18 protein-coding genes and 3 pseudogenes are annotated in these 21,043 nt (G+C 60.6%); 6 read left to right on the forward strand and 15 right to left on the reverse strand.

Features of this window, described 5'->3' with window-relative positions; all coding sequences use genetic code 11:
* The first annotated feature begins 71 nt into the window (after positions 1-71).
* A complete protein-coding gene (locus SB772_RS07605) occupies positions 72-764 on the forward strand; it encodes a Crp/Fnr family transcriptional regulator (RefSeq protein WP_410832667.1) in 693 nt (230 codons plus the stop codon).
* 49 nt (positions 765-813) lie between these two features.
* Here SB772_RS07605 and SB772_RS07610 read toward each other — a convergent pair whose 3' ends face one another.
* The 3 genes from SB772_RS07610 to SB772_RS07620 form a co-directional block, all read right to left on the reverse strand.
* The gene (locus SB772_RS07610; protein ID WP_410832668.1) at positions 814-1,965 is read right to left on the reverse strand and encodes a porin; all 1,152 of its coding nucleotides are present in this window, start codon (positions 1,963-1,965) and stop codon (positions 814-816) included.
* A 359-nt stretch (positions 1,966-2,324) separates the two neighbouring features.
* Positions 2,325-4,025, reverse strand: coding sequence for a long-chain-fatty-acid--CoA ligase (locus SB772_RS07615; RefSeq protein WP_410832669.1), 1,701 nt, complete (start codon positions 4,023-4,025; stop codon positions 2,325-2,327).
* Between the two features lie 171 nt (positions 4,026-4,196).
* Positions 4,197-6,326 (reverse strand): alpha/beta hydrolase fold domain-containing protein, encoded by a 2,130-nt coding sequence (locus tag SB772_RS07620; RefSeq protein ID WP_410832670.1) that lies wholly within the window; start codon positions 6,324-6,326, stop codon positions 4,197-4,199.
* Positions 6,327-6,389: 63 nt separating this feature from the next.
* Between SB772_RS07620 and SB772_RS07625 the strand changes: the two genes are divergently transcribed.
* Positions 6,390-7,079 (forward strand): TetR/AcrR family transcriptional regulator, encoded by a 690-nt coding sequence (locus tag SB772_RS07625; protein ID WP_410832671.1) that lies wholly within the window; start codon positions 6,390-6,392, stop codon positions 7,077-7,079.
* An 86-nt stretch (positions 7,080-7,165) separates the two neighbouring features.
* Here SB772_RS07625 and SB772_RS07630 read toward each other — a convergent pair whose 3' ends face one another.
* From SB772_RS07630 to SB772_RS07665, 8 genes and pseudogenes are all read right to left on the reverse strand, one after another.
* Entirely contained in the window at positions 7,166-8,410 is a 1,245-nt protein-coding gene (locus tag SB772_RS07630) for an acyl-CoA dehydrogenase family protein (protein WP_410832672.1), read from the reverse strand.
* 79 nt (positions 8,411-8,489) lie between these two features.
* Complete coding sequence (locus SB772_RS07635; protein WP_410832992.1) at positions 8,490-9,254, reverse strand: SDR family oxidoreductase; 765 nt, start codon at positions 9,252-9,254, stop codon at positions 8,490-8,492.
* Positions 9,255-9,297: 43 nt separating this feature from the next.
* Positions 9,298-10,317: a phosphotransferase gene (locus tag SB772_RS07640; protein ID WP_410832673.1), complete on the reverse strand. Its 1,020-nt coding sequence runs from the start codon at positions 10,315-10,317 to the stop codon at positions 9,298-9,300.
* Positions 10,318-10,348: 31 nt separating this feature from the next.
* Positions 10,349-10,522 (reverse strand): annotated as a pseudogene (locus SB772_RS07645) (histidine phosphatase family protein); the annotation flags it as partial.
* 131 nt (positions 10,523-10,653) lie between these two features.
* The gene (locus SB772_RS07650) at positions 10,654-11,553 is read right to left on the reverse strand and encodes a LysR family transcriptional regulator (RefSeq protein ID WP_410832674.1); all 900 of its coding nucleotides are present in this window, start codon (positions 11,551-11,553) and stop codon (positions 10,654-10,656) included.
* 223 nt (positions 11,554-11,776) lie between these two features.
* Complete coding sequence (locus SB772_RS07655) at positions 11,777-11,977, reverse strand: thiamine pyrophosphate-dependent enzyme (RefSeq protein ID WP_410832993.1); 201 nt, start codon at positions 11,975-11,977, stop codon at positions 11,777-11,779.
* A complete protein-coding gene (locus SB772_RS07660) occupies positions 11,926-12,198 on the reverse strand; it encodes a hypothetical protein (RefSeq protein WP_410833010.1) in 273 nt (90 codons plus the stop codon). The genes SB772_RS07655 and SB772_RS07660 overlap by 52 nt, the downstream gene beginning before the upstream one ends.
* A 139-nt stretch (positions 12,199-12,337) precedes the next feature.
* On the reverse strand, positions 12,338-13,042 hold the full coding sequence (locus SB772_RS07665; RefSeq protein WP_410832675.1) for a Crp/Fnr family transcriptional regulator: 705 nt from the start codon (positions 13,040-13,042) through the stop codon (positions 12,338-12,340).
* Between the two features lie 201 nt (positions 13,043-13,243).
* Between SB772_RS07665 and SB772_RS07670 the strand changes: the two genes are divergently transcribed.
* From SB772_RS07670 to SB772_RS07685, 4 genes and pseudogenes are all read left to right on the forward strand, one after another.
* A complete protein-coding gene (locus tag SB772_RS07670) occupies positions 13,244-14,011 on the forward strand; it encodes a class II aldolase/adducin family protein (protein WP_410832676.1) in 768 nt (255 codons plus the stop codon).
* A gap of 144 nt (positions 14,012-14,155) precedes the next feature.
* The gene (locus SB772_RS07675) at positions 14,156-15,199 is read left to right on the forward strand and encodes a 2-dehydropantoate 2-reductase (RefSeq protein ID WP_410832677.1); all 1,044 of its coding nucleotides are present in this window, start codon (positions 14,156-14,158) and stop codon (positions 15,197-15,199) included.
* A gap of 71 nt (positions 15,200-15,270) precedes the next feature.
* Positions 15,271-15,360 (forward strand): annotated as a pseudogene (locus SB772_RS07680) (IS6 family transposase); the annotation flags it as partial.
* A 1,500-nt stretch (positions 15,361-16,860) separates the two neighbouring features.
* Complete coding sequence (locus SB772_RS07685; protein ID WP_410832678.1) at positions 16,861-17,109, forward strand: hypothetical protein; 249 nt, start codon at positions 16,861-16,863, stop codon at positions 17,107-17,109.
* A gap of 196 nt (positions 17,110-17,305) precedes the next feature.
* On the opposite strand, the pseudogene SB772_RS07690 reads toward SB772_RS07685, so the two are convergent.
* The 4 genes and pseudogenes from SB772_RS07690 to SB772_RS07705 form a co-directional block, all read right to left on the reverse strand.
* Positions 17,306-17,422 (reverse strand): annotated as a pseudogene (locus SB772_RS07690) (Arm DNA-binding domain-containing protein); the annotation flags it as partial.
* Positions 17,423-17,614: 192 nt separating this feature from the next.
* Positions 17,615-19,123 (reverse strand): CoA transferase, encoded by a 1,509-nt coding sequence (locus tag SB772_RS07695; protein ID WP_410832679.1) that lies wholly within the window; start codon positions 19,121-19,123, stop codon positions 17,615-17,617.
* 91 nt (positions 19,124-19,214) lie between these two features.
* Positions 19,215-20,162, reverse strand: a complete 948-nt coding sequence (locus SB772_RS07700; protein WP_410832680.1) for a 3-hydroxyacyl-CoA dehydrogenase NAD-binding domain-containing protein — start codon at positions 20,160-20,162, stop codon at positions 19,215-19,217.
* A 21-nt stretch (positions 20,163-20,183) separates the two neighbouring features.
* Positions 20,184-21,038, reverse strand: a complete 855-nt coding sequence (locus tag SB772_RS07705; RefSeq protein ID WP_410832681.1) for a 3-hydroxyacyl-CoA dehydrogenase — start codon at positions 21,036-21,038, stop codon at positions 20,184-20,186.
* Between the last annotated feature and the right edge of the window lie 5 nt (positions 21,039-21,043).

Here is a 21,043-nt window from a genome sequence, read left to right on the forward strand (position 1 = left end):
GCGTCGGAAGCCGCACTCGCTTGTGATTTCCTGTCGCGTATTCAGCACTTGTCCACATTGACCGTTACAAAATGGCATTCATGACCGATACGTCCGAAGAAATGCGGACAAACCAGTGGTTCTGCTCCTTGCCTGCGGTCGAGCAGGAGGCGCTTGTCGAGCGAAGCGAATTGATGACGCTGCAGCCTGGCGAATATCTGTTCCGCCGCGGCGATACGCCGACCGGCTTCTGTGGCCTCAAGAACGGCAGACTCAAAGCCTTCACGCTGCGCGAAGACGGCAAAGAGGCGATCCTGGCGGTCATCGAAGCCGGCAACTGGTTCGGACAGACCTCCATGACCGTTCGCCAGCCGCGCGCGCGTGACGTCGTAGCGATCGAGCGATCAACCGTTTTCGTGGTCAGGACACCCGCCTTTGACGAGCTGATGCAGAGTCAAGCGTTCCTTCGGGCCATCGCCGAGTTGCAGTCCATCCACATGAATTGGCTCTATCGCATGGTTGAAGATGCCACCCTCCACTCGACGCGCGCACGCGTTGCCCGGCGCCTGCTGCTGCTCGCGTCGGGCGACGTGACAACGTGGCCGCAGAGTCGCCAGAACGTCAGCGTCTCGCAGGACACCTTGGCCATGATGCTCGGCATCACACGCCAGACGCTGTCGCTGGAGCTCAAGGCACTGGCCGAAAAAGGAGCGATCGTTCTCCGGTATGGTCGAATCGAAATATGTTCGAAGGACATCCTCTCGTCCTTTCAGGATTACCCATGATCGCTCCCGTCGGCGCTCGCCTGGGGCCGCGCGCCGTCCCGCAGGTAGCCTAGAACGTATGCCGGATGCCGGCCATGATGCCTAGCTGGGTCGTGCCGTATGCCGAACTCAGGGCGTTAATGCCCTGGAACTGGGCACCGACCATTCCGCCGCGGTACAGCGAGTAGTCGGCTTCCAGATAGGTATCCGTGCGTTTCGACCAGTTATAGTCAGCGAGCAGCTGGAACTGCGTCGCGTTCCCGTCGGCCGCCTGCGTCTTTCCGGTCTGAATCGTGCGCCATACATTCGCAGAAAGGTGAGTCGCGTCCCCTACCAGTTGCGTCACCCCACCAAAAAACATTTGCCGGGCACTGAATGTATTGAATTTAAGCGCGGACAATTCCGGTGGGGTGAATGGACCGTTAGGGAAATTGCCGACAAACCCGGCGTCCTGCCGGTTCACGGCCCAGCCGGCATTGACTGTCGTATCTCCGAACGAATAGGACCCGCCAGCAGTCCAGGATTTGAAGTGCGCGGAAGTGTTCACGGCATCGCGCGAGTCCAGGTATGCGGCAGCCAGTCGCAATGGTGCGCCCGGCAAATAGAGAATCGATGCCCCAATCTGACTTCCCGAACCAAATGCGCCTGCATTGCCACCAAACGCATACGACACTTCAGCCGTGAGGTATTGCCATCGCACCGCGTATTTCACCATGTTGCTGGTCCACACGCCCTGAGCCATCGTGACTTCCGGCCGAAACTGGTAGAAGGTCGGCAGCCATGCATTGGTCACGAAGGCGCTCAGTACGGCGTCAGAAAGCGGGTTGATCTGACGACCCATGGTCAACTTTCCGTAACTGCTCGACTGCAGGCCAACAAAAGCCGTATTGAAGAACGGATAAGCGGGATCGGTCGCCCCGGTGTTCGGGAAGAAGCGATTTTCCAGCTGAAATACGACCTTCGTTCCGCCACCAATGTCTTCCGTCCCCTTGAATCCCCAAAGGCTCTCGCTTGCGCCGTTGGCGAGCTGCACACGAGAATCGCCTTGCGGATCCGCATGAGTCGTGTAGCGAATTCCTTCATCGACGACGCCGAAAAGCGTGATCGACGACTGCGCGGCGGCTGAGGCGAAGTACAGCGTCGCAGTAGACATGATGGCTGCCAACAGGCCGGCCTTGCGTCGATGTCCCTCTTTTCCAGACAATCTCCCTACCTTCCTCATATATAGATTCCTATTTTATGATTATGTCGTACTACGAATCATATGAACTACATCGGCCGCTTATTCATTACCAGCCGAGCGCGAGCACTTGAGTTCTTGTTGCGTGACTCAATGAGCCGACATGACTTGATCAGCCTGCCGGCCCGGCGAAAACCTCATCCTCTGACGGCACCGGCTCCGATCAAGGCGTTGTGTCCACAACCACACGTTGCCCGGAAACTTTGACCACAACTGCCAGAAAACTTACTTTGCGCGCTGCGAACGCATCGTCCACTGCACCACGCCTTATTCCGCCGCGTTGACGAGGCATGCGGGATAACCCTGGAGGCGTGGCAAAAACACATCGCGCGGGCAACGGATCAATCCAGCCGGCGACCTTCGGATTGAACGCTTCGACTCTGCGTTTCCTCTTCCTGCAGCAGTCGCCACTGGATCTTTCCGCTCGCGGTACGGGGCAAGCTGGCGGCAAACTGAATGACGCGCGGGGCCTTATAGGACGCCATGCGTTCGCGGGCCCACGACACGATTTCTTCTTCCGTTGCGTGCTCGCCGTTCCGGAGCACGATGACCGCCTTTACCGACTCGCCTCGGCGCGGGTCGTGGGTCGCAATGACACACGCTTCCTGTATCGCGGGATGCTCGAATAGCATTGCCTCGACCTCGGCCGGCCAGACTTTGTAGCCGGAGGCGTTGATCATGCGTTTGAGCCGGTCGACAATAAAGAAATATCCGTCCCGATCGACGTAGCCGAGGTCTCCGGTGCGCAAGTAGCGCTTGCCATCGATCACAACGAACGCCGCTCGCGTGGCTTCCGGCGATTTCCAATACCCGTCGAACACTTGAGGTCCGCTAACGAGAATCTCGCCTGTTTCTCCTTCACCGAGAGGTTCGAGCGTCTCGGGATCGACAACCAGCGAATCCGTGTTGAAGACCGGCACCCCCATGCACTGTTGCTTGCTGTGCTTCGGCGGATTGATGTGCGTCGCCGCCATCGTCTCGGTGAGGCCGTACCCTTCCACGTACGGGATGCCCCAACGCTTCTCTATCTGCTGCGCGACAGCCTGCGGCATCGCGGCACCGCCGCCGCTCAGGTACGCAATGGAACTCAGATCGAACATGCCGGCGTCCGCCAGGTTCAGCAGGTCGATGAGCATCGTGGGAACAGTGACCCATGTGCTTACGCGGTGGCGTTCAATCACGTGCGCGGCACATTTCGCATCCCAGCGGGTCATGATCGCCGTCGTGGCGCCGATGAATATTGGCATGTTCATGCAGTTCTGCATGCCGGTGACGTGAAACAACGGCACGGAACACAGCATCACGCTCTCATTCGCGAGGTTCGGCCATTCAGCGCACGAGACCGTTGAATGCATCACGCTGCGATGTGTATGGATGCACCCTTTGGGACGCCCGGTGGTGCCGGACGTGTACGGAATGACCGCCAGATCTTCGGGCCTGGATTCGTGGTCGCGCGGAACGCACACACGAGCAAGCGCGTCATTCCAGCCGATGAGGGCGGCATGGCCGTCGACAGATTCTGCATGAAGCTGCGGACCGGGCGATGTCAGGACGTCGGGCAGCGACAGATCGGTGCGATCGCGCAGATAGTCGGCATAACGTGCAGGGATCACATAATTCACCTGGCGACCGAGCAACGGCCGCATGTGCTCCATGAGCTCTTCGCCGACGAAGGCGACTCTAGCCCCGCTATCTTCGAGTATGTGTTGCAGTTCCGAAGTGCGGTTCATCGGATTGACGGGCACGACTACCGCATCTGCGCGCAGCACCGCATAAAAGGCGATGACGAATTGCGCACTGTTCTGCATGTACAGGACGACGCGGTCACCGCGGGCGATGCCGCAGCGCTGCTGCAGGAATCCAGCCATCGCGTCGGCTTGATGCCGCAACTGCCGGTAGCTTACGGAACTGCCGTAGTAAAGGATTGCGGCCTTTTCCGGATGGCGGTTCGAGGAGACTTCGAGATTCGTGTACAGCGAGGTCTGCGGCGCGGATAGTTGCCGCTGCACGTCGACCAGCCGACGCGTTGATGTTGCCGTCATGTCGACTCCGAGCATTAAACGAAATGCAGTGATATGGCGAAGCGCATTGAAACCGGTTGCTGCGTCACGGGCAAATCGCCCGTGACGCAAGCAGGATCTGCCCACGTCGGCGATGCATGAGCAGGTTGTCGCATCCGAACATCGCGCCATGCGCGAGGCGGATGCGTCTCTCTACTTCTGAAGAAGCTGGCGGCTCCACTGGCCGACTTCTTCAAGCGTCCCGGCGGTTTCCGGCAGAAACGGGAAGAGCGTGAAGACGTGAACCGAATCGGCCACCATCTTCAACGTCACGTTCGCGCCGGCCGCCCGTGCCCGCTCCGCAAAGCGAGTCGTGTCGCTTTCCAGCACCTCTCCCTCGACGGCCGAAAGGAAGACCGGCGGAAGGTCTGCCAGATCCGCGAACAGCGGCGAGACCATCGGATCGGTCGGCTCGTGCCCCTGAAAGTAGGACGCGACAAGGTTGGAAAGCGTCTCGCGATTCGCGGCCGGGTCGTCTCCCGAATTCGCCATGACGGTGGGGCCGCCAAGCGTGAGGTCGGTGAGCGGGCAGATTGCAATGACACCGGCTGGCAACGGCAGCCCCGCGCGACGCAACGCAGCAGCCAGCGCCAGGGCGAGGCCGCCACCGGACGATTCGCCGCTCAGGAACACCGTCGACGGATCGACACCCGAAGCAAGCAAGCCGCGATAGGCGCTGAACGCGTCATCGAATGCCGCCGGATACGGATGCTCGGGCGCGAGGCGATAGTCGACCGTGTAGGACGGACCGTTCAGGGCGCGCGAGAGACGGCTTGCGTATTCAACCGAGCTCTTAGCTGTTCCCAGCACGTAGCCGCCGCCGTGAAAGTGCAATATGGTCGCCTTTTTCCCCGCTCCCGCCGCAACCACGCGCAGCGCATTCACCCCGTGAAGATCGACATCCGTCACCTCGGTGCTTGCCGGCGCCGGGAACTGCTCCCGAAGGAACCGTTCGTAGGCTGCACGCTGCCCCCGGTCGCCACGAGCAATGTCATCCGGCTTGAACACGCCCTTCCAGAGATCGAAAGCACGCTGGCTCTCGGGGCGCGCCATCCGCTTTCCTTCGCGTGCCGCGCTCAAGCCCACGACCTCGCCCGGCGGCAGCCTGGCGGCCTCGAGGATGTTGTGTCCCCAGGCGAACGACCACGAAGCCTCTGCCAGCGGATCGATACGCGAGAGTCCCTTCAGTCGTCCGTTACGCTGGTGGACACGGGCCTCGTCGGGCTCGTGTGCCCAATCGACGACAAATCGCGCGCCCGCCTGAATCCGCGTAGTACGCGGCTGGCGACGCCGTTCGTATTCCAGCAGCGCGTCCTGAACGCCGGCCCGGCCATGGCTCTTGAGACAGGTGGCGAGGACCCATGCGTCTTCGATCGCCTGGCAGGCGCCTTGCGCCAGGTAAGGCACCATCGCATGCGCGGCGTCGCCGAGCAGGGCGATCCGTCCGGTACTCCAGTGTTCGATCGGATCCCGGTGGTACATCCCCGTAATGAACGTCGAGTCCACGGCTTCCAGCATTTTCTGGACGGTCGGCTCGGAACCTGCGAACGAGCGTCGCAGTTGTGCGACGTCCCCCGACTGCGTCCACGACTCGCGGCTCACTTCGGTCGCCGGCACCGACGCGAGAATGCTGTAGAGATCCTTGCGAACCCAGTACGAGACGATATTCCTGCCCACGCCGAACCAGTTGTTCCCCGCCACCGGCAGCTTCAGCCCCGCGAGCCGTTCGGCAGGGATGAGCGAACGCCACATCAGGATGTTGGCGAACTGCTTCTCTTCAGGTCCCCGAAGCGCCGTTCGAACGGCAGAGTGAATGCCATCCGCGCCGATCACCGCGTCGCCACGAATCACTTCGCCATTTTGCAGCGTAACGCAGGCGCCCTCGTCGTCCTGGGAAACCGACGCGCATTCCACCCCAAGCCGGATCACATTGGGCGGCACGGCCTTCGCGAGCAAGTCGATCAGGTCGGCGCGGTGGACGTTGTAGAGCAGCGCCCCGTAACGTGCCTCGGCTTCCTTGCCAAGCGGTGCCACGTACAGAAGACGCCCAGTCGACAACTCGAGGTAGTCAAAGCGCTCGGGCACCGTCGCGATCTTTGCTAGCGCGGGTTCAAGCCCCAATTCCCGTAGCACGATCGTGCCGTTCGCAGCGATCTGGACGCCCGCTCCGACCTCCGTCAATTGCGGGGCGCGCTCCAGTACAATCGGCTCGATACCTTGGTGCAGTAGCGCCAGAGCGGTCGTGAGCCCGCCAATGCCTCCTCCAACTATTACGACTTTCATGCTAAGTTTCTCCAACTGGGTTAGTTACTCCAGTGTAGTTAATTAACTCGACACGGTAAAGTAATGGCAACGTCAGGGAAAACCCTTCGCTCGGATGGGGCAGAGACACGAATTCGCTTAAAAGAAGAAGCCCAACGCCTGTTCGCGCTGCGCGGACTGGACGGGGTTTCCGTGCAGGACATCATCTCCGCCGCAGGGCAGCGCAACAGCGCCTCGCTGCGCTACTACTTCGGGAACAAACTGGAACTGGCACGTGAGCTGGTCGTCGACGGTGCGCGCCTCATAGACGAGGACCGTCAAGCGCGGCTCGACGGACTGGAGGCAGAGGAAGGGGTAAACGTGCGAGCGGTATTGGGCGCGCTGCTCTTTCCGATGCTTGATCTGGCGGATCGTACGGGTCAGGCGACGTATATCCGCATGATCGCCAACTTGCAGTTGAACAACCGCGCGTTCTTGCGGGAGGCGCTGGAAAACAAGTGGAATCTGGGTTATCAGCGTTGCAACGCCCTGCTTCGGAACCTGCTTTCCCAAATTCCGCCGGCAATAGTCGATCACCGACTGTCGCTCATCGGCATCTACGGCAATGCCGCACTGGCAGCGTGGGAAGCCAGTCGGGACAATGGCGGTTCGGGAGGGCTCTGGTCCCCGCAATACGCCGTGTCCAGCTTGATGGACACCTTTGAAAGCGTACTCACCGCAGAGCCGTCGGAGGAAACGCGGTCCCTGCTGGGGGGATCTGACGGCGAGTGCTAGTCGTCTGGCCAATGCGCCGGAAACTCAAGGCGCCCCCCGCGAGGTTACTCTGGTCCCATGCAAAGCCTTGAGACTGGCGCGATGCGTTACACCGACGCCATCAGGTAGGGATTATCCTTGCCCGGCTCATAGGGCTGCGCCTTGATTTCCATGCGTGCAATGCTTTGCAGGTGAACCTCGTCCGGGCCGTCTGCGAACCGCAACGCACGGCCCCACGTCCAGCTATCGGCCAATGGCGTGTCGGGGCTCAACCCCATCGCGCCAAACACCTGCATCGCCCGCTCGCAAACAGCGGTGTGAACACTTGGCACGAGCGCCTTGATCATCGAGATCTCCTTGCGCGCCTCCTTCGCACCCACGTTGTCGATCATCCACGCGGCTTTGAGAACGAACAGCCTCGCTTGATCGATTTCGATTCTGGACTTCGCGATCCATTCGGAGACGGCCCCATGCTCATGCAGCATCTTTCCGAATGCCGTGCGTGCCTGGGCGCGTTCCACCATCAACTCGAGCGCCAGTTCCGCTGCGCCGATTGAACGCATGCAGTGGTGGATCCGTCCCGGTCCAAGGCGCGCCTGCGCGAGCGCAAAGCCGCCGCCCTCTTCACCGAGGAGATTCGACCGGGGTACGCGCACGCCTTTGAACTCGATCTCGCAGTGTCCTTCCGGTGCCACGTGATTGACCACTGTGATATTGCGGATCACCTTGACGCCCGGTGTATCCCGGGGCACGAGAATCATGCTCTGCTGACGGTGGCCCGGTGCGTCCGGATCTGTTTTGCCCATCACGATGAAGACTTTGCAATTCGGGTGTGCTGCATTCGTGATGAACCACTTCCGGCCGTCGATGACATAGTCATCCCCGTCACGGCGAATCGACGTCGTGATATTGGTCGCGTCCGAGGAGGCCACAGCCGGCTCCGTCATCGCAAACGCCGAGCGGATCTTGCCGTCGAGAAGGGGCTTGAGCCACTGCTCGCGCTGAGCGGGCGTGGCAAACATATGGAGCAGTTCCATATTGCCCGTGTCCGGCGCATTGCAGTTGAACACCTCCGATGCCCACGGCACCCGCCCCATGATTTCAGCCAGGGGCGCGTACTCGAGATTGGTCAGGCGGGTGCCGGGCTCGTCGTCGCGCAAATGCGCAAGGAACAGGTTCCAGAGACCCTCTTCTCGCGCCTGCTCCTTCAAGGTATCCATAAAGGAAACCGGATATCGACCCGCACTCACTTCCTCGTGCCATTGCCGGATGCGCGCAACGATGTGGGTGTCCATGAACGTACGCACCTGGGTGCGCAGCGCTTCGACTTTCGGGCTGTATGCAAAGTCCATTTCTACTCCTCCATAATCTGATTAGCGTCGTCAAGGCATCGGCCAACAGTGCGGCCAATCGCGCGTTTCGATCACTTGACTAGATCGTCAGTCCACCATCGACGACAACACACTCTCCATTGGTGTAGCTCGCAGCGTCGGACACCAGGTAAAGCACGGTACCCGCCATCTCGCGAGGTTCCGCGTGGCGCCGCAGCGGGATGCGCGACATCCAGTTTTCGTAGGTAGCCTGATCTTCGAACAGTGCCCCCGCAAATCGGGTTTTGGTCAGTCCGGGGAGCAGCGCATTCACTCGAATCCCCAACGGCCCGCACTCCTTCGCGAATGCCCGCGTCATATTGACAACGGCGGCTTTGGTGATCGAGTAGATTCCCTGCCTGTCGCCAGGCTGCAATGCATTGACCGAAGCCGTGTTGACGATCGCACCGCCGCCGTGCTCCCGCATCAACTTGCCCGCCTCCACGGACATAAAGAAGTAACCGCGCAGGTTGACTTCCACCGTCTTTTCGAAGGACGCCAGATCGGTGTCGAGGATGTGGCCAAAATACGGATTGGTCGCCGCATTGTTGACGAGGATGTCCAGACGGCCATGCCGTGCGCGAATATGCTGGAAGATCGCGAGAATGTCCTCGACGCGCCCGACATGGCACGGTTGCGCTTCAGCGCTCCCGCCGGCTTCCTTGATCTCCCGTGCCACGGATTCGCAATCTTCCAGCTTGCGGCTCGACACGATCACGTGGGCACCCTGCCCGGCGAGTAGTTTGGCGATCTCCTCACCGATACCCCGGCTGGCGCCCGTCACCAGAGCAATTTTTCCTTTCAGATCAAACAAATTAGTAGTCACAATCAGCCTCTCCATGTCTACGTTCCGTGTTTCCTGCCTGTCTTCAGATCAGGTCAATGCCCATCTTCGCAAGCGCCCCAGCCATCTCGCCCACCTGGCGCGCTTTTTCATTCGATGCGTTACCGCTCAAGGCCCGCTTCTTCACGCCCTGTGCGATAGCGGCGAGCCGGAAGAAGCTGAACGCCATGTAGAAGTTCCAGTTCTCAATCGACGACATTCCCCGAAGCTCGCAATACCGCTCGACAATCGACAACTCGTCCGGCACCCCCAACGCCCCTCGATTCAGGCCCTCGAGTCCGGCGATATGGCTGCCCGGCGGCAATCGCAAACACATGCAGAAGTACGCGATGTCAGCCAGAGGATTGCCGAGCGTGGATAGCTCCCAATCGAGAACTGCGCGAACTTGCGGCGCACCGGGCATGAAAATGAGGTTGTCGATGCGGAAATCGCCGTGCACGAGCGAAGGCTTGCCTGCTTCCTCCGGGCAGTGAGCAGGCAGCCACTCGATCAGCGACTCCATCGTCTGCAGTTTATCGGTCTGCGCGGCGCGATATTGCTTGGTCCAGACGTCGATTTGACGCGCGAAATAGTTGCCCGGGCGGCCGTAGTCGGACAATCCGGCTTCGTCGATATCCACGTCGTGAAGAGCGGCCATGGTGCCAAGCAGTGCGTCGTAGATGGAGCCACGCTCTTCGACAGGCACTTCGGGCAGCGCCGGATTCCAGAAGATTCGCCCGTCTTCGTAGCTCATGACGTAAAACAGGCTACCGATGACGTCACGGTCCTCGCAAAGGTGATACGCGCGGGCGACAGGGACCGCCGTTCGGCCGAGCGCCGATATCACGCGAAACTCACGATCAACCGCATGAGCAGCCTTGAGCAGTGTGCCGGGAGGTTGACGCCGCAGCACGTAGCGACCGCTTTGCGCCTTCAAAAAAAACGTCGGATTGGATTGTCCGCCGGGAAATTTCTCGACGGACAACGGCCCATGAAACCCGGGCACGTGCGCCGTCAGATAACGTGTGAGATCTTCGATGTCGAATTGGAGGCTGGTGTGGTTCATTTAGGGGGAATCCCGTCCGAGGTCAGCCGGCAGTTTGCCGATACCGCTGCATCGTGCCGATGGCAACGCGATCGAACCGCAATTCCGCCTGCGCGAAGTACTCGCCGAGCCAACGTGACTGGGTACGACCGGAAGGTGATAGCTCGTCATAGTTTTCAGCGCCGAAAGACGCCTCACCATGACGTACAGGATAGAGTTCTGCCATGCCGTCCTCGCTTCAACATGGCTAGCAGAATACCCAGCGCCGCATCATTCAGGAAATTAATTGTCGTGATAGCCGGCTATAAATTTTCGTGACACTGGGTGCGTATGTCCCGGATGCCCCTTAGACCCGAGCTACCGGGTCATTTCCCGCATAAGACGGCCAACCTGCTCACGCAGCCAACGATGAGCCGGGTCCCCGGTCACGCTTCGATGCCAGTAACAATGAGACTCGAGATCCGGAAGATCGAACGGCAGTTCCAGGATTCGCGCGTCATAGCGCTGAAGGAGCACGAGGGGGGCCGTGAGGACGAGATCGGTTCGCATCGCGATCAACGGGGCGACCAGATAGTGTTGAACCCGTGTCCGAATTGATCGCCTGAGGCCCAACTTGTTCAGTTCCGTGTCGACGAGACCAGACCCTTGGGGGCGACTGGATACGTGGATATGACCGAACCTGAGGTAGTCATCGATCGTCAGTTTCTTCTTTGTAAACGCATGGTCGTGACGCAGCATGCATGCATACCGGTCGCGGCCCAGCGGCTCCTGCTCGAGGTATGGGTCGTCAATCAGCGGCGCGTCGATCGCAAGATTGACCGCGCCACTGGCTAACGCTTCCGGAACCTCTCTACGCGTCGTGAAGTAGCTCTCGATGCGGATGCCGGGCGCCAGTCGCTGCAGCACCTCCTCTAGTGCGGGCAGAAGGAGCGCCTCCGTGAGGTCGGTCATGCTGAGCCGGAACGTACGCTCAGACAAGGCGGGGTCGAAGCGTCCTCCGACGTGAGTACTCGAGTCAAGCAGCTGCAGCGCCTCACGAACCTGGCCGATGATGTTTTCCGAAACGGGAGTCGGCATCATGCCGGCCGACGTACTCACAAAAAGCTGATCGTCGAATGCTTTGCGCATCCGCGCCAACGCATTGCTGACAGCAGGCTGAGTGATGAACAGCATCTCCGCTGCGCGCGTCAGGTTTCGTGTTCTGTAGACGGCTTCGAAAACCACGAAGAGATTCAGATCAACCTTTGACAGACGCATTTTCAAGTTCCCCGACGCCACTCGAACTGTATTTTCGACTCCTCCTGTTCACGCGCATGCGTCGGCGCAAGGCGACGATCGGCGTGGTATCACGGAGCAACCCGGCGAGTCTACTCCTGCCAGTGCGAGACAGCCAAACAGGGACATGAGGACGCTTCGCGCACGCATATCCTTCGGTTCCGCGCAATCGTAAAAGCGGCGATCGATTCGTCCACCGCCGCCCTTAACCCATCGCCGTCTCCCCCCGATGGCAGGCAATGAAGCAATACGGTTCAGCGGCGCGCGCGACCCGGGCGCCGATCGCGTGCAGCATCGTGTTCGCCATCGAGCCGTGGTTGAACGAACCGATCAGCCTGCGCCGGCCGTTCAGCTTCAGATAGCGCGCCGTCCACGCGATCGGCGTTCCGACATCGCAGGTGAAAATCGCGTCGTCGGCCGCGAGCCGCGCTTCCGCACCGGCCGCGAAGGGGCGTCCACAAGCAGCAGGAACTCGCGGTACTGGTAGCGCGCGGGATCGAGATACTCGTCTTGCTCGCCGGTGAACTGCCAGTCGATGAAGAGCACGACCGCGTGCTTTAGGATTCGCACGGTGACGTATCGAAATCGCGCGAAGCGGCGCACCGATCCCGAAAGGAAATCGTGCACGCCGGGAATACCGGCACATATATACCGTCGCGGGGACCCACTTCTACGACCCGCACGTTCAGTTCAACATGGAAATAGTTGATGCCTTCAGGCGCGCGGATATCGCTCGCCGCAGATCCGTGGCACCCTGGTAATGAAGTCACGGATTTGGATCGCCGAGACTGGCCGCGCGCAATCGGTTGAAATCGAGAATGGCGATTTCCCCGGATTTCAGGCTCAATATGCGTTGACTTTCGAGGTTCCTGAGCAACTGATTCGTGGTCTGTCTCGACAGCGACACCATTGAAGCCAGGCTGTCTTGCGAGACCCTGATCCTGCTCTGCGAGGCGTTGAGACCGCCATAACCTCCAGCGATCATCAGCAAACGGTTCGCCACGCGCTGTGCCGCGGGCAACAGAGTCATCGCTTCGGCGTTCTCGAACGAAACCCGAAGTCTTTGCGCCATCAACAACGCAAAATCGCGCCAATAACGAGGCGTGGAATCGAGCAGGTCTTGCAGCGCGGCCTCGGGCACGTGCAGCAACAGCGTCCGGCTGACCGCAGTGGCGTCGTTCGGCCGTGGCAGCCCATCGAACATCGAAATTTCCCCCAGCCATGCAGTCGGTCCGAGCACCGCGAGCAACGCCTCTTTCCCGTTCACGCCGACTGTGCCGAAAGCGAGTGCGCCGCCCAGCACGGCATACAGGCCACAAGACCGATCGCCACGCCGATACAGGAGTTGGCCCCTTTCCAGCGTGAGCAGGTTGGCATGGCTGATCAGATAGTCCCGCAACTCGACGGGCAGACCCCGGAACCACGGCGTCGTTTCGAGTTGTGACCGGTAGCGGTGCAGGCTGGATTCCATTGGCGCGTCGACCTGTCGGGTATCCGACAGATTTTAGGCGGCTTTGCGAGCATTATGTGGACTCGCATCCGACAACGCTATTACTTTGGCCCTTGATGCCCCGTTGCTTTACGGGAACCGCATGCGCGATTTACCGTGCGCTGTCTCAGGTTGTTCCACTACTTGAATAATCGAATCAGTCATCGAATAAGGAGTGTCGACGTGGCCTCATCTCATGTCAGTCTGAAGAACGACGTATCGCCCGCCGAATGGGAAGCGCGAGTCAATCTCGCGGCCGCGTATCGTCTTACCGCACTGTTTGGGTGGGACGACCTGGTGTTTACCCACATCTCGGCGCGCGTGCCCGGCCCGGAGCACCATTTCCTGATCAACCCGTACGGCATGATGTTCGACGAGATCACCGCGTCGTCGCTGGTCAAGATCGGCCTCGACGGCCGCAAGATTTCCGAATCACCGTATGACGTCAATCCGGCCGGTTTCACGATCCATAGCGCCGTGCATACGGCACGCGAGGACGCCCTTTGCGTGATGCACACTCACTCGGTCAATGGCGTTGCCGTGTCGGCGCAGGAGGCAGGGCTGCTGCCGCTCTCCCAGCAGTCGCTCGGTGTGCTGGCGTCGCTCGGCTATCACGACTACGAGGGCATCGCACTGAATGAAGCCGAGAAGCCTCGCCTCGTTCAGGACCTCGGCAGCAACACTTACCTGATGCTGCGCAACCACGGTCTGCTGACGGTCGGCGCTGCGCCGGCGGATGCCTTCGTCGCCATGTACTTCTTTGAAGCGGCTTGCATGATTCAGGTGCGTGCGCAGGCAGGCGGCGGCAAGTTGATTCCCATCGCGCAGCCGATCCTCGACGGCATCAAACACCAGATCGCACTGGCGACGAGGGGCGTCACGCCGGGGGGGTTGGTGTGGCCCGGCTTGCTCCGCCGACTCAACCGCCGTAACCCCGGCTATGCCGACTAGCGCTGTCCGTTCGTTCGGTACGCTAAGCGATGTTCGAATCGGTGTGCGAATCGGTGTTCGAAGCGAGCGGAGAAAGCGCCATGGATCGCGTTCACCGATTCAACGCATCGCCGATGTAATTCGGTAGGTCACTTGAGAAACTGTATGGCAAAGATCTGTATCTACGGCGCGGGTTCCATTGGCTGCTATGTCGGCGGACGGCTTCTTGCCGGGGGTAGCGACGTCAGTTTCATTGGACGTGCGCGCGTGGCCGATCAGTTGCGCGATCATGGCATCACCCTGTCGCGGCACGACGATAGCCGCTGGCACGTGCCGCCGGAGCGGATCGATGTATCGACGGAGGCGGCCAGCGCCGCCGCTGCCGATCTCGTGCTCGTCACTGTCAAGTCAACTGCGACACCCGCGGTTGCGGCAGAACTGGCGAACGTGCTTCGCCCTGGCACGATCGTCGTGAGCTTCCAGAACGGGATTGGCAATGCGGACGTGCTGCGCGCCGCGCTGCCACAGCACACGGTGCTGGAAGGGATGGTGCCATTCAATGTCGTCGAACACGGCCCTGGCGGATTTCATCAAGGCTCGGCGGGCGAGTTGGAGATCAGGCATACACCGGCCATGCAGCCGTTCGTCGACGCGTTCAGGAAAGCGGGTCTGCCGCTGATCCAGCACGTCGATATGTTGCCGGTGCAGTGGGCGAAGCTTTTGCTCAACCTCAACAATGCCATCAACGCGCTAGCGAACCGGCCTTTGAAGGAGGAGCTCTCGCAACGCGCCTATCGCATCTGCCTCGCTATGGCGCAGAAAGAAGCGCTCGCGCTTCTGAAACGGGCCGGCATACGACCGGCCAGAGTGACACCGATTCCGGCCACCTGGATACCGCGTGTTCTCAGCGTACCCGATGCGTTGTTCGAACAACTGGGCCGCACGATGCTGACGATCGATCCGCTCGCGCGCTCGTCGATGTCCGACGACCTGGCGGCAGGGCGCGCCACGGAAATCGTCTGGATAAACGGCGAGGTCGTGCGCCTCGCCCAACGCCTTGGGCGAACGGCACCGGTAAACGAACGGCTATGCGAACTCGTGCGGGAAGCCGAGCGAGCCGACGTGCGCCCTGCATGGTCAGGCGAAGCACTGCGGGCCGAGATGCGGGCCGCAGCGCATGCCACTTCATGGCCGCACGCGGCCCATTGAACTCATCGCGCGGCCGCTCAAATCGAGCATCCATAATGGCGTTGTCAGGTTGTTGGGCCGGTCGCGTAAGATGGCGTGAGCATGGCGCCGAACTCGACATCCTGCTACAAAAGCGGCGCGACAAAGCCGCAGCCAAACGCTTCTTCAAGCGCGTGCCGGCTTTTCGTCTCACGCTCGACAAGTTGATAACACCCGCGTGGCCAATCAATAAAATCTTCGCTCAGGTCCGCAAACATGGTCTACGTTCCTGAAAATTACTACCGCGCACCAAGAGCATTCCCCAAGTGAGCACGGGGCTGCATTGACGGACACCTTCGTCGCTGACACGCTCAAATGACGGCCGTCCAGGCGTTTGGCCGGCGCAGGTATCATTCAATAGAATTTCGTCATCGGACGCGGTGTCGCTGGCGGAAAAACATTCCACGTACCGTCGATGTGCCGGAAGAAAAAGAAGGAAACCCGTCGCTCCTGTCGCGACACCTCGACGCGCACGAAGCGCGTGCCGCCGATTGCCATTCGACTGAAGTCGCTCACTCGGGCAGGTGCGGCTGGCGTTGGCCTAAGCCATTTCTCCACCACAGAACGAAGCGATTGCTGCGCGAATCTCACACGCTCTGGCGCGGAATTCACTGTAATTGGACTCATTTGGCTTACCTCCATACCGACACATCATCCCCTTCCCCCCTTGTACGCGAAATTCCCGGAAACACTACGCCGAACTCACGTACAGCAGGCCAAGGTTCGAAGATCGGACTTTCGCCAACAATCGACCCTGGTCTTTTTCGATTCATCGAATACCGTTGATGATTATTATGTTTTCCATATGTACAGTTTAGACTAGTAAAATACTTACCAGATGTAAAGCATTACGGGGTTAGGACTATCCCTATGTGGCGGCGCCTTGCGAACACGAGAACCATCAGACGTTATCGTGAGCTGTGGGGACCGCACGGCCACGGCGAGCCAATCAAGCGGCAGCAAATGGCGACCTGATTCCCGGCACAGCATGCACGCTTCGTCTCTGCCCCTACCCGTCCTGAGCCCGCCACGCCGGTTGCCGCAATAACGTGCGAATTATCCAGGCTATGCGCGTCACTCAGCAGACAACTGGTTGTATATGAACGCGTCCCGTTTGCGCCAGTGTTTCGTGTGTTCCGACATCGACAGGGTGGGTTGCAGCTGTATATCCGGCCTTGTTGCAGCCGATACTGCCGCTGCGGGCCCCGATGAAATCCGCTGACTCACACCTCATTGCGGGAACGAGCTCGAAGCTCGGCAACCAGTTCAGGTTTAGTGAGTCCCGGTCCGACCTGTCTTGTCATCTCACGCGATTGCCAACGCAACTTTTCGACGTCCACCTTGTGTTAAACGCCTTCAAAGCATCGGGATTCTAGCCGATTCGCGCGATGCGAACGAAACCCATGCCCGCTGTGGCGTTCAGCCGATTCCGGCAGCTCGAAAAAACCCGCAACCAGTAGAAAAACTCGGGCGAGTTGCACAGGCGCGCTCGAAATCGCGGCATGCCGCCACGTTCGAGGCTCGGGAATAAAGCGGACGCTGGCGTGGTTAGCTCAGTGTACGCAGCACGATCGACAGATCGCGGCGTTCCGCTACCGACAGCTGATCGTCGTGAGCTGCGGCAGAAATGGAAGGAGGCGAACATGAACATCGCCGAGAAGTCCCTGCGGTTCCTGGTAGAAAAATGGCTTGCGCCTACTCCGACGACGCAGCTCCGCGTAATTCAATTCGGCCGTACCGGCTGCGAGAGGAGACGTTATGTGCGCGTTGAAGCCTTGGCCCCGAGCGGTTCGCATGCGATTTTCTTCTTTCGGCACGATGACGGCTGCTGGTGTGTATTCCCGCCTGCGATTGCACGGCCGGCATTGAAGGGTCGTCGGCTTGCAGCGTAGAGGAGCGCCATACGGGTAAAAGGAGCAATCGGGCGATTGCCCAGCCACGGATAGACGTTCTTCGCAAGCCGCCGCTCGATCTATCCAGATAGGCTACCGACCAGTGCGGTTTCTGCTCCCTGGTCCAGACTTTTGCCACTGCTTCAAAGGTCGAGTCGGCGTTGAACCTGGCTTGAGCCTTCGCCTCTCGCGTGCCTTGCGTCGGATCAATCCCCTGCCGCAGCAGTTCGCGGCCAGCCGCGTGAGCAGCGCGGGCCTCTTTTTCCGAAACCTCTGGCGATCCGCCCAGCGCCATCGTTTTGGTCTTGCCGGCGAAATCGTAATTCCATCACCAGAGCTTAGCCCGAAAACACCCAGCGAAGCCTTATGGGATAAGTTGCCCACGCAATTCGATCCGGCGGATACAACGAAAAATACAACGATCCGGGGTTCTGCCGCAAATGTCGCAGCTTGGCAACGGAAATCTGACCTCACTAGCTAACCCGAAGTGCGGGTCGGGACGCTCTCACCGTACGAGCCATTCGGGCTTGCTCGAGCCTCGTGGCACGAGCACCGTCCTGAAGGCCCCCGGAGTCTTCGACAAGACCACCTGGTCGGTCATGCCCTGATAGGTGCCCAGCGGGGTGTCCGCCGTGAACAGATCGGGAGCGACGTAGGCGTGCTCGTCGGAAGATCCGGCGGTCGCCCGCGCATAGTCCCTGTCGAAGATGCCGAGCGAGAACAGCCACAGCACGGTTCGGGTCAGAGAAACGGTGACTCGATAGCTGCCGCCCTCGATCGCACGCCGGCGCAGCGCCGCGAGTACGCCGACCGTGCCCAGCCAGCCCACCACGTTGTCGACAATGGGGATGATCGGCGGCGACTTCGGACGCGCGAGGGTACCTTCGACGGCGAACAGCCCCGAGACGGCCGCGCCGATTTCATCGAATCCGGGACGATACTTCCAGGGGCCCTTGGCGCCGTGAAGCAGGACACTGGCATGGATCAACCCAGGCTTCGTGCCGCAGAGCTCCTCGGCCTCGAGACCATGGCGTTCCAGATAGCCCGGACGCTTGTTCGCGAAGAAGACGTCGGCATCCTTCAGCAGGAGATCGAATTTCGCGCGATCCTCCTTCGAGTAATCCAGGATCGTCGAGCGCATCCCGACCTGGGTGTCCCACGCGAACGCCTCGATCTCGCTGTCGTCGAACGGCCGCCAGATGTTGAGGACATCGGCCCCGTGCAAAGCGAGGTCCCGCCCGATGGCCGCTCCGGCAATCACGTGACCCATCCCAAGTGCGCGAATGCCGTCCAGCGGACTGGTGCCCTCTTTCCTGAAAGGGATCGGCTCGCTTTCGCCGATCTTTTCCACGTTGATCAGCGACATTCTCGAGAGGACCTCGGTGTACTGAAGCTCCTTGCAGAATTCCTCGAAAGTACGCACCTTCGCGATGACGATCCCGGCGTCCGCCGCCGCATTCTCCAGGTCGTCCGCGCGCCATTGCAGAATGGCGTTGCGCACGGCTTCCGGGCTGGCGTCGCACCGCAGCAGGCTGAGTTCGCGGGCGGCCAGCTTTGGGTAGATGTTCAGGGGCACGACGTGCCGTCCATCGCGGGTCTCGCGGAAGAGATTCGTATCGACTTTGAGGGCCGGAGGACGTCCATTGATCGTTTCCCATTTCAGATCGAAGAACCCCGCGAAGCGCCGCAACGCTTTACGAACGTCCACTTCGATGTCCTGTTCCTCGCCGCTCCGCAGTCGCCATAGCGCAGCGACGCCGACGGCCTTGGCGGCCAGGGCGATCGCGGACAACGCGCCGAACCGGAACAGAGCGGGAATGATCGGATCCCGGCCGTGGAAAGTGATCTTGCCACCGCTGTCCGCCGTCGATAACCCCACGTCTTTCAGTACGTCATTGAGCGCGCCGTGCAGGTCGATATCCGGGCTCCGCGCCGGATTCGCGAGCTTCGATTGAATGATTCCGGTAAGCCGATCCGTTTCATTTTCGATTGGAAGATTGTTCGAGTCATTCATTTGCGAAATTCCATTTCGATAGGGAGTGTCAACTGCCCGCGATCAGTTCCCGCGAGCCGCGGCCACGCGTGGCGTGGCCGCATTCGTACCTTTAACGCGCCTTTCCTTTAGTGCGCAGTTCGATGAGGCCGAGCAGCATCTCGTCGCGCTCTGCCTCCAGCTCCTCGATGGACCGCGATCCGACCTCGGAATGAACGCCGTCGATGAGCTTCTTCTGCACTTCCGGCGTCAGCTCGGGCGAGCCGAGATCCTTCCACCCGGCCGTCATCGGACCGGTGAACTGATGGAAGAAGTGCTCGATACCGCCCTGACCGCCGCCGAGGTGATTGAGCATCATGTTGCCCATCACGCCCCAGCGCAGGCCCGGCCCCCAGGAGAGGGCGATGTCGGCGTCGGCGGCGCTCAGCACATCCTCCGCCACCAGGTAATAGACCTCGCGCGCCAACGCGAACTGCAGACGGTTGGCGACGTGGCCCTGCAGTTCCTTGTGCAGGCGCACCGTCTGTTTCCCGATCGATGTGTAAAACTCCGCAGCGCGCCGGATCGTCTCTTCCGAGGTCTTTGCCCCGCCGACGATCTCGACTAGCGGGATCAGGTGCGGCGGATTGAACGGATGGGCGACGACGCAGCGCTCGGGATGCAGCGCGGCGCCCAACTGGATGCTGCTCATGGGGAGGGTCGACGTGCTCGACGCGATGATCACGTCGGGCGGCAGCAGTTCATCGAGTTGCCGATAGAGTTCCTGCTTGAATTCGAGCCGCTCGGGCCCGTTTTCCTGGACGAGATCCACATCCGTGAGCGCTTGCGCGAGCACGGGCGTGAACGTCAGGTTCGTTTGCGACGCTCCGGTCGCAAGGCCCAATCTCTTGAGCGCCGGCCAGGCGGACGCCACGAACTTCCTGAGCTGGGCCTCCGCGTTCGGCGCAATGTCCGTCGCAACGACCTGCAGTCCCTTGGCGAGAAACAGCGCGATCCAGCTGGCGCCGATCACGCCGGTGCCGATGACGGCGATGCGATGAATGGGCGTGGTATCAGTCATGTCACTTCTCCGATGCGTTGGTCAGACTTCGGCATAGGCGATGCCGGTGAGATTGCCTTGGGCGAAGAGGAAGTTGCGCTGGTTCTTTCCATCGAGATCGACGCAATAGATGGAGCCGGCCAGGTCCGTGACGAACATCCGATTACCGGGAACGTCAAGCGCGATGCCGATTCCCTCCATCAGGTGCGTAACGATGATTTCAGGCGCCGCCGCTCCGTCGACCGGCGCGCGATTGACGGTATTGCCGAGCGGAGGATCGCCGCGGTCGGTCCAGTAGAGGACGCGGTTCGCGAGGTCGAGCTCGAGGTCGATGGGTTCTGGCAGCCGGTCGAACAGCACCTCGACGTCGGAGCGGTTTGTCGGGTCTTCGCCCTGCGGGACGTCGACGTTGGCGCGGAAGATGCGGCCCAGACCGGCGTTGTCCGGTCCTTTCTGCGTCCAGTAGAGTTTCCCGAGCTTCGGATCGACAGTGATGCCGACGCACCACCGGGTCTGGTCGAGCCGATCCTTGTCGCCATGCCCGGTCGCGACCAGCGTTTCGATTTGAGAGCCGTCGAGGTTGGCGCGCATCACGCGCATGCCCTCGCGGTCGCACCAATAGAGCTTGCCGCCAGCCTTGTCGAGATGAATCTGCTTGGGTGTATGCGTGACGCCTTGCGGGACGATGACCACGCGGTTTTTGCCGTCGAGGTCGGCGCGCTCGATTGAGCCATCATCGCGGCTGATCGTACCCATGTTGGTCCAATAGATATGACCGGCATCCGCCTCCACGACGATTCCGTCGGGGAGGCGGCAATCGGTGACGATCGTCTTGCGATCGGATCCGTCGGGGTTTGTCGAGTGAATGCGGCCGCCGCTCAGTTCGAGGAAAAACAATCGGC

Origin of the sequence: Paraburkholderia sp. SIMBA_030, from assembly GCF_046535245.1 — a bacterium.
Taxonomy (GTDB): Bacteria; Pseudomonadota; Gammaproteobacteria; order Burkholderiales; family Burkholderiaceae; genus Paraburkholderia.

Bases quoted from the DNA above. Each gene is read 5' to 3' on its own strand.
- SB772_RS07650 (WP_410832674.1), bottom strand. From the start codon at position 11,553: ATGCGTCTGTCAAAGGTTGATCTGAATCTCTTCGTGGTTTTCGAAGCC.
- SB772_RS07620 (WP_410832670.1), bottom strand. From the start codon at position 6,326: ATGAAAGTCGTAATAGTTGGAGGAGGCATTGGCGGGCTCACGACCGCT.
- SB772_RS07685 (WP_410832678.1), top strand. From the start codon at position 16,861: ATGAACATCGCCGAGAAGTCCCTGCGGTTCCTGGTAGAAAAATGGCTT.
- SB772_RS07675 (WP_410832677.1), top strand. From the start codon at position 14,156: ATGGCAAAGATCTGTATCTACGGCGCGGGTTCCATTGGCTGCTATGTC.
- SB772_RS07615 (WP_410832669.1), bottom strand. From the start codon at position 4,025: ATGACGGCAACATCAACGCGTCGGCTGGTCGACGTGCAGCGGCAACTA.
- SB772_RS07700 (WP_410832680.1), bottom strand. From the start codon at position 20,162: ATGACTGATACCACGCCCATTCATCGCATCGCCGTCATCGGCACCGGC.
- SB772_RS07625 (WP_410832671.1), top strand. From the start codon at position 6,390: ATGGCAACGTCAGGGAAAACCCTTCGCTCGGATGGGGCAGAGACACGA.
- SB772_RS07630 (WP_410832672.1), bottom strand. From the start codon at position 8,410: ATGGACTTTGCATACAGCCCGAAAGTCGAAGCGCTGCGCACCCAGGTG.
- SB772_RS07640 (WP_410832673.1), bottom strand. From the start codon at position 10,317: ATGAACCACACCAGCCTCCAATTCGACATCGAAGATCTCACACGTTAT.
- SB772_RS07605 (WP_410832667.1), top strand. From the start codon at position 72: ATGGCATTCATGACCGATACGTCCGAAGAAATGCGGACAAACCAGTGG.
- SB772_RS07665 (WP_410832675.1), bottom strand. From the start codon at position 13,042: ATGGAATCCAGCCTGCACCGCTACCGGTCACAACTCGAAACGACGCCG.
- SB772_RS07610 (WP_410832668.1), bottom strand. From the start codon at position 1,965: ATGAGGAAGGTAGGGAGATTGTCTGGAAAAGAGGGACATCGACGCAAG.
- SB772_RS07695 (WP_410832679.1), bottom strand. From the start codon at position 19,123: ATGAATGACTCGAACAATCTTCCAATCGAAAATGAAACGGATCGGCTT.